This window comes from Streptococcus loxodontisalivarius (genome assembly GCF_016908645.1).
Lineage (GTDB): Bacteria > Bacillota > Bacilli > Lactobacillales > Streptococcaceae > Streptococcus > Streptococcus loxodontisalivarius.
In genome coordinates, this window is the sequence record NZ_JAFBEH010000066.1 from 1 (window position 1) to 8,995 (window position 8,995).

Here is an 8,995-nt window from a genome sequence, read left to right on the forward strand (position 1 = left end):
TTTCATTATAAGTCATGTGGGACTTTTTTTCTACATTCAAAAAGCCCTACAATCTCCTTGGTGGATTTACCCACTACAGAAATTATAGAGCCTTTTTTACTAGAAAAAGCTTAAAAGATAAGTTTTGGTAAGATAAATTATCAGAATTTTGCTATAATAAAGAGATAAGATTTACAGGTGGAGAGGCTGTTTTCGAAAAGAGAAATCAGCTTTTGATCTCCTGATATGACAGCAAGAAATTGCAGCTTTCATCATAAAGGTAGGAAAATATGGCAAAACTTATTCCAGGACGAATTCGTAATCAAGGAATTGATTTGTACGATGCAGGTAAGATTAAGATTATCAGTGAAGATAGCGGGACCATCGATGCAGAAGTTGATGGCACTGCTATTCGTTTTGCCTTGGATGATCATTTGGTTTCATGTGCCTGTGACCTGTTTCAGCGCAAGCATTATTGCCAGCATTTAGCTGCTATCGAGCACTATTTGAAAAATGATAGTGAGGGTAAGGAGCTTGCTGACCGCATTGAGCATAAGGAGGCTGAGACTAAGGAGGTCAAGGAGAGACATTCTTTTGGCAGTCTTTTCCTAGATTCTTTGGCTATGGTTGAAGATGACAGTCTCAAGTATCAGCTGTCGGCTTCCTGCCAGCAGAGCCCTTATTCCATGGACTTGTGGTGGACCTTACGAATCAGACGTTTGCCTGACGAGCGCAGCTATATTGTCCGTGATATCAAGGGCTTCTTGTCTGTCGTAAAAAAAGAGGGCTTCTATCAAATTGGGAAAAACTATTATGAGAAGCTGTCGCTTTTGAATTTTGACTGGGAGAGTCAGGAATTGATTGAGTTTCTCTGGCGTCTTATTCCTGATTCGGAGCGTTTTGACAGCGACTTTGTTCTTCCTAATCATGGGCGTAATCTCATGCTGCCTAGTGGTTTCTTTGAAGAGGGTGTTAGCCTGATGAATCGTCTCTGGCAGTTTGACTTTGAATTCATGCACAGCCATTATCCATCAGTGATTTTTAGACATTTGGATGGAGAAGACGGCATCTATCAGTTCAAGGTTGAGGTGCATCAGCAGGCGATTGAGCTGTCTATTTCTGACAAAAATAGCTATGGCTTCTTTGATAATCAGTACCTTTTTCATAATGGTACCTTTTACTATCTAGACCTCAAACAGCAGAAGCTAGCTAATGCTATCAAGAGTTTGCCCTTATCTGATGACCTTTCTCGTCATATCTTCTTTGATATGGATGAACAGGCTAAACTGGCTGATAGCCTCTTGGAGTTTAAGCAATTGGGGCGTGTCGAGGCTCCCAAAACATTTGATATCCACGACTTTAAGGCAATTTTTGACTTTGATATCGCAGAAAATCGTGAAATTACGCTTTCCATGACCTTTGATTTTGGAAAAGACCAAGTCAAGAGTCAGGAAGAACTTGCTAATCTTCCTTTTGCTAGCAATTATAAGAAAGAGTCACGTATTTTGAGCTTGGCTGAGGCAGAAGGATTTACACCAGGTTTGCAAGCTAAACATGAACCACTGACAGCCCAAACCATCTATGACTTCTTTAATAGGACCCTCATTCGTTTTGAGAGACTGGGTAAGGTCAGAGTTTCAGAGGATCTGGAAAATCTGCGCAGCATTGAAAATCCAAATGTTTCAATCCGAAAAAATGGTGGTCTTTTGGATATTTCCTTTGATTTTGCTCAGGTTCAAGAGGATGATATTGACCAAGCCCTGGAGGCTCTCTTTACTAACGAGCCTTACTTCATCAGTAAGACAGGGCAGTTGGTGGTCTTTGATGAGGAGACCCAAAAAGTCAGTCAAGCCCTTCAAAACCTGAGAGCCAAGCAGTTGTCCAATGGGCACTTGGAGCTTGATACTATAGCTGCCTATCAGCTCTCTGAAGCCTTTAAAGGCATGTCCAGCGTCTCATTCAGTCAGGAATTTGAGAGTCTTGCCTATGATTTGGTGCATCCAGAGGATTTTGTGCCAGCTGAGATTAAGGTTGATGCTGACTTGAGGGATTATCAGATGACTGGTGTCAAATGGCTGAGCATGCTTGATTATTACGGTTTTGGCGGTATTTTAGCCGATGATATGGGACTTGGTAAGACGCTGCAAACCATTAGTTTTTTGACCTCTCGTCTGACCAAGGAATCAAAAGTGTTGATTCTTTCTCCATCAAGTCTCATCTACAACTGGAAGGATGAGTTTAGCAAGTTTGCGCCTGATCTTGATGTGGCGGTCTCTTATGGCTTGAAACCTGTACGAGACCAGTTGATTGCTGAAAATCATCAGGTAGTTATTACCAGCTATACTTCATTCAGACAGGATTTTGACCAGTATAGCAAGGAGCAGTATGATTATCTGATTCTGGACGAGGCTCAGGTCATGAAAAATGCTCAGACCAAGATTGCTAAGAGTCTACGTGAGTTTGATGTCAAGAATTGCTTTGCCTTATCAGGGACACCAATTGAAAATCGTTTAACAGAGATTTGGTCAATCTTCCAAATCGTCCTACCAGGTCTCTTGCCTGGTCAGAAGGCCTTTGCCAAGATGGACGCCAAGCAGGTTGCTCGCTATATCAAGCCTTTTGTCATGAGACGTAAGAAGGAAGATGTTCTTCCTGAGTTGCCAGACTTGATTGAAATCAATTATCCAAATGAGCTGGCTGAGAGTCAAAAGGCGATTTATCTGGCTCAACTACGTCAGATGCAGGAGAGCATTCTTGGACATTCTGATTCTGAAATCAATCGTCAGAAGATTGAGATTCTCTCTGGGATTACAAGGCTGCGCCAAATCTGTGATACTCCGTCGCTCTTTATGGACTATGATGGTGACAGTGGAAAATTGGACAGTCTGCGTCAGCTATTGACCCAAATCAAGGAAAACGGTCACCGTGCGCTGATTTTCTCTCAGTTCCGTGGCATGCTAGATATTGCAGAAGCAGAACTTGAAAATCTTGGGCTTTCGACCTACAAGATTACGGGCTCAACGCCTGCCGACCAGCGTCAGGAGATGACGCGTGCCTTCAACAGTGGCTCTAAGGATGCCTTCTTGATTTCCCTTAAGGCAGGGGGTGTCGGTCTTAACCTGACAGGTGCAGATACGGTTGTTCTGATTGACCTTTGGTGGAATCCAGCTGTGGAGATGCAGGCAATTAGCCGTGCCCACCGTATCGGTCAGCAGGAGAATGTTGAAGTCTATCGCCTGATTACCAGAGGAACAATCGAAGAGAAAATTTTGGAGCTGCAAGAGAGCAAGAAACATCTGGTTAATACAGTCCTTGATGGTAATGAGAGTCGTGGCAGCATGACCATTGATGATATTAAAGAAATTTTAGGGATTTCCCAATAAGATAGTTTTGAAAAATCGAGGGATTTAGTTTATAATAGGAACGTTGTAGAATACTTCACATGATGGTCTGATAGAACACAAAGACTGATGCGATTGTGTCAGCGAAATTGAGGATTTGGAACCTTTGATGAAAGTTTCACTTTCTTCATTTCCTAGCTCAGACTGTTTTACAGACAGTTTGAGTATATTTCACTTTGTGTTCTTTGGGCTTTGTATCATGTATTTGAACACGGGCTACAAGCTGTGCAAAAAAGATAAACATTTCCTAGACGCTGTGCGTCTTCGTCAAGTTTTCTATTTTTGCTTTGCTTGTTTAACGCCCTTTGTATCATTTATTTGAACACGCCCTGAACACTGTGCGAAAAAGATGAATTTCCTTGTGTGCTTGCACACGTCGTTAATTCCCTATTTTCACTTTGTGTTCTTCGGGCTTTGTATCATTTTGAAAGGATGGTGATGTCCATGGATAAGATGAGGAGACCTTTTCCTCTGGTAACTGATGATGAACCGATTGTTAGTCAGGCTCGTCAGATGCAGCTTTATGAGAATGAAGATTTAATCAATAATATTCGTGGTCATTACCAAGATAAGACCTACTCGGATAGATCTATTGATGAATCGCAGAGCGCTAGCTTTGGGGTGACTTCTGCTAGTGAGAGGTCTGAGTCTACCTATCAAGAAGGTGAGAATTATGCCAAGCTTGCCCGTGAGACAGCTCGTGAAGATGTCAAACGTAAGCGTCAACTTTACTTGAAGAATGAAGTGACTAATGCTAGTCAAAAACGCAAGTCAAGCTCTGCTATTTTCAAACGTCCAAGTCTGGATGAGAAGTCTGATAGTCCTGAGCCTGTACTTGAAACAGTAGCTCAGGAGCTAGTTGCTGAGAAGCCTAAAAAGGCTACTAAGATGGGCTGGACACGCTTTACAGACAAGCTTCACCAAGATGACTATATCCTGGTAGAGTTGCCTCAGACCTACCAACACCCACAAAATCCATCAAGAAAAGAACCTAAGAAAAATTCTTATGACTTTTTAAAACGCAGTCAAATTTACAATCAAAAAGAGCGTCAAGAAAACAAGGAACGCCGAGTGGCTCAAGAGCTTAACTTGACTCGATTTGAAGCTGACGAATAAAGGAGAAAACATGTCAAAAACCTATCATTTTATTGGAATTAAAGGATCAGGGATGAGTGCTCTTGCTCTCATGCTTCATCAAATGGGTCACAAGGTACAAGGCTCAGACGTTGACAAATACTACTTTACACAACGTGGTCTTGAACAGGCTGGGATTGCCATCCTTCCTTTTGACGAAAAAAACATCACAGAAGATGTTGAGTTGATTGCAGGGAATGCCTTCCGTGAGGATAATAATGTGGAAGTTGCTTACGCTATTCAAAATGGTTATACTTTCAAACGTTACCACGAATTCCTTGGTGATTTCATGCGCCAATTCACAAGTCTTGGTGTAGCAGGTGCCCACGGTAAGACATCAACAACAGGTCTCTTGTCACATGTCATGAAGAATATCACTGACACCTCTTACTTGATCGGTGATGGTACTGGACGTGGTTCAGCAAATGCTCAATACTTCGTCTTTGAATCAGACGAGTATGAGCGTCACTTTATGCCTTATTACCCAGAGTACTCAATCATTACTAATATTGACTTTGACCACCCTGACTACTTTACAAGCATTGATGATGTCTTTGACGCCTTCAATGACTATGCAAAACAAGTGCAAAAAGGTCTCTTTATCTACGGAGAAGACGCTTATCTTCGTCGTATTACAGCTAATGCACCAATCTACTACTATGGTTTTGATGAAGAAAATGACTTCATTGCTTGCGATATCACTCGTACGACATCAGGTTCAGACTTTAAAGTCAAACATGATGGACAAATCATCGGTAGCTTCCATGTCCCAGCTTTCGGACGTCACAATATCTTGAATGCGACAGCCGTTGTTGCTAACCTCTTTGTCGCAGGTTTTGACATGAATTTGGTTGCTGAGCACTTGAAGACTTTCTCAGGTGTTAAACGTCGCTTTACTGAAAAAGTGGTTAACGGTACCATCATCATCGATGACTTTGCCCACCACCCAACAGAAATCATTGCGACGCTTGACGCTGCTCGTCAAAAATACCCTTCAAAAGAGATCGTTGCTATCTTCCAACCACATACCTTTACACGTACCATTGCCCTTTTGGATGAATTTGCTGGCGCTTTGAATGAAGCAGATGCTGTTTATCTAGCACAAATTTATGGATCAGCACGTGAGGTTGACCATGGTGATGTTAAGGTTGAAGACTTGGCAGAGAAGATTGTCAAACCAGCACAAGTTGTAACGGTAGAAAATGTGTCACCGCTCCTCAATCACGAAGACGCAGTCTATGTCTTTATGGGTGCTGGAGATATCCAACTCTACGAACGTTCATTTGAAGAACTTTTGTCAAACATCGTAAAAAATAATCAATAATGACTAATTAAGAGTTGGGATGGCAATACTGTCCCAGCTCTTTGCCATATTAAGGAGGGCACTATGCTAATTAGACATGCTAAGTTAGAAGACTGGGATCAGGTTGCAGCGATTGAGCTAGAAAACTTTGCTCCTGAGGAAGCTGCGACACCTGAGGACATGAAGAATCGTTTGACCTATATAGCAGATACTTTTTTAGTTGCAGAAATTAATCAGCAGGTAGCTGGCTATATCGTTGGTCCAGCGGTCAATAAGCGTTATCTGACAGATGACCTCTTTCATGAAGTCGTTCCAAATCCAGCTCAGGGAGGCTTTATCGCTATTACTAGCCTCTCTGTCAATCCAGACTTTAAAGGACAGGGTGTTGGGACTGCCTTGATAGCAGCGCTCAAGGACCTTGCTGTTTCTCAAAACCGTCAGGGACTCAATCTGACCTGTCATGACTATCTCATTCCTTATTATGAGATGAACGGTTTCACTGATGAGGGAATTTCAGAATCAACACACGGTGGTGCGACCTGGTATAATATGGTCTGGGAAGTTCCTAAGAATGGCTAATTTCAGGTTGGTCAAAGCCTAGTAAGACAATATTACGATACGGTAACAAAAGGGAATTAGATTTGATTTTGCCTACTTTTTAAGATATAATGGCGTTTGATAAATATTGAGGAGGATAAGCTTTGACTGACTTTAAGGATGATGAAAAAGCATCTCAAAAAGAGCCGAGCTTTAAAGATAAAATCTTGGCTGAGCTTGAAGAAGCGAACCGCTTGAGACAGCAACGTGAAGAAGAGTTGTACCGTCGAGAGCAGGAAGCTAAGCGAGCAGCTCAAGAAGAGGCGGCTTTAGAAGCAAAACGTGTGGAAGAAGCCCGTCTAGAAGAAGAAAGATTAATAGAATTGAAGCGCCAAGAGGCAGAGCGTCTAGCTGCAGCCCAAGCCTTAATTGCTGAACAAAAGGCTGAAGAAGAGCGTCTTTTGAGAGAACGCCAGGAAGCCCAGGCTCGTGCTTTGAAAGAGGCAGAAGAAGCCAAGCGTTTAGAGGCTGAACAAAAGGCTCGTGAGGAGCAAGAAGCAATCAATGCAGCAATTGCTGCAGAGAGTGCTCGTCTTTTGATGGAAAGAGATGCTGCGCGTGCTGCACAAGAACAGGCTCAAGAAGTTCCTGAGCAGATTCAAGAAGTAGAAGAGACTGTTATTGAGCCTGAGCAGGCAGAAACACAAATCGCTTCAGAAGAGTCTCCTGTAACTGAGGAAGTCCTTCAAGTATCAGATGATCTTGAAGAGACTGAAGAAGTAGTTGAGAACCTTAAGCCGACAAGTAAGCGCCAGCGTAAGAATCGTATCGCAGCAAAAATTTCAGCGATTTTGATTAGTGTTATTGTTCTAGTAGCGTGTTTAGCAGCCTTCTTCGGTTACCGCTATGTTGATTCAGCTTTAGGAGCTGCAGATTCATCAGCTACTGAATACGTGACAGTGGATATTCCATCTGGTTCTGGTAACAAGTATATCGGACAGATTCTTGAACAAAATGGAATCATCAAGGATGCGACTATTTTTAACTACTACACGAAGTTTAAGAATATTTCTGACCTTCAAAGTGGTTATTATAACCTGAAAGCTAGCATGACAGTTGATGAAATCATCAAGGCCTTGCAGGCAGGAGGAACTTCACAACCTGAAGAACCTGTAGCTGGTAAGATTTTGGTGACGGAAGGTTATACGATTCAGCAGATTTCAGAGGCTATTACTAAGAATGTTAATACATCTGATTCGTCTACGACACCATTTTCATCAGAGGATTTCTTGAAGTTGATGAAGGATGAAACCTTCATTGCCAAGATGGTTGCTAAGTATCCAGACCTCTTGTCAAATCTTCCAAGCGCATCAGAAGCAACTTATCAGTTAGAGGGTTACCTTTTCCCTGCTACCTATAATTACTACGATGATACGACACTTGAAGGACTTGTAGAAGAAATGATTTCAACAATGGATTCATACATGTCTAGCTACTATAGCACAATCAAGTCAAGTGGCTACAATGTTAACCAAATTCTGACCCTTGCCTCACTTGTTGAGAAGGAAGGATCAACAGATGATGACCGTCGTAACATTGCCAGCGTCTTCTATAATCGTTTGAATGCCAATATGCCACTTCAAAGTAACATTGCTATCCTTTATGCAATGGGCAAACTTGGTGAAGAGACAACCCTAAAAGAAGATACAACTATTGACACATCCATTGATTCGCCTTACAATATTTATACCAATACAGGCCTAATGCCTGGTCCAGTTGATAGTCCGAGTCTTTCAGCTATCGAAGCAACTGTCAATCCAGCTTCAACAAATTATCTCTACTTTGTTGCTGATGTGACGACTGGTAAGGTTTACTATTCAGAAGACTATGACACGCATTTGCAAAATGTTGAGAAATATATCAACAGTCAAGTCTCTGATAGCAGTAGTTAATAGACAAAAGAAGTGGGACGAAAACTCCCCCTTCTTGATTTTAAAGAAAAAATAGAAAAGAGAATATCATGGCAGAAAAAACTTATGTAATGACCCAAGCGGAAAAAGAACAACTTGAACAAGAATTGGAAGAGTACAAACTCGTCCGTCGTCCAGAAGTTGTTGAACGTATCAAAATCGCTCGTTCATACGGTGACCTTTCAGAAAACTCAGAGTATGAAGCAGCCAAAGACGAGCAAGCTTTTGTTGAAGGTCAAATCCAAATCCTTGAAACAAAAATTCGTTATGCAGAAATCGTTGATAGCGATGCAGTAGCCCAAGATGAAGTGGCTATCGGTAAAACAGTTGTCGTTCAAGAAGTTGGTACAAATGACAAAGACACTTACCACATCGTTGGTGCAGCTGGTGCAGATATCTTCTCAGGTAAGATTTCAAACGAAAGCCCAATTGCTCAAGCCCTTATCGGTAAGAAAACAGGTGACAAGGCAACTATCGAGTCTCCAGCAGGAAGCTACGAAGTTGAAATCATCAGTGTAGAAAAAACAGCCTAATCAGTAAGCTCCTAGTTGAACAACTAGGAGCTCTTTTGATATCAAGGCTCTTTGTCAACTGTAGTGGGTTGACTAAATAATTAAGCACGAGAGAGAATCAAATTGGTTCTCTCTTTTGTTGCGTTCAAAGCGAGAAGA

The 8,995-nt window shown here is 41.9% G+C and carries 6 protein-coding genes; all 6 read left to right on the forward strand.

The window, feature by feature from the left end:
• Window positions 1-269: 269 nt before the first annotated feature.
• The 6 genes from JOC28_RS09920 (at window position 270) to greA (ending at window position 8,857) form a co-directional block, all read left to right on the forward strand.
• Window positions 270-3,362, forward strand: a complete 3,093-nt coding sequence (locus JOC28_RS09920) for a pilus expression-regulating Snf2 family helicase (protein ID WP_205010530.1) — start codon at window positions 270-272, stop codon at window positions 3,360-3,362.
• Between the two features lie 471 nt (window positions 3,363-3,833).
• On the forward strand, window positions 3,834-4,496 hold the full coding sequence (gene zapJ / locus JOC28_RS09925; protein WP_417774516.1) for a divisome accessory protein ZapJ: 663 nt from the start codon (window positions 3,834-3,836) through the stop codon (window positions 4,494-4,496).
• A 10-nt stretch (window positions 4,497-4,506) separates the two neighbouring features.
• Window positions 4,507-5,838 (forward strand): UDP-N-acetylmuramate--L-alanine ligase, encoded by a 1,332-nt coding sequence (gene murC, locus JOC28_RS09930; RefSeq protein WP_205010532.1) that lies wholly within the window; start codon window positions 4,507-4,509, stop codon window positions 5,836-5,838.
• 63 nt (window positions 5,839-5,901) lie between these two features.
• A complete protein-coding gene (locus JOC28_RS09935; RefSeq protein WP_205010533.1) occupies window positions 5,902-6,396 on the forward strand; it encodes a GNAT family N-acetyltransferase in 495 nt (164 codons plus the stop codon).
• 122 nt (window positions 6,397-6,518) lie between these two features.
• Window positions 6,519-8,306 carry an endolytic transglycosylase MltG gene (gene mltG, locus JOC28_RS09940; protein ID WP_205010534.1) on the forward strand — a complete coding sequence of 596 codons (1,788 nt, stop codon included), beginning with the start codon at window positions 6,519-6,521 and terminating at the stop codon, window positions 8,304-8,306.
• A gap of 68 nt (window positions 8,307-8,374) precedes the next feature.
• On the forward strand, window positions 8,375-8,857 hold the full coding sequence (gene greA / locus JOC28_RS09945) for a transcription elongation factor GreA (protein ID WP_205010535.1): 483 nt from the start codon (window positions 8,375-8,377) through the stop codon (window positions 8,855-8,857).
• Window positions 8,858-8,995: the final 138 nt, after the last annotated feature.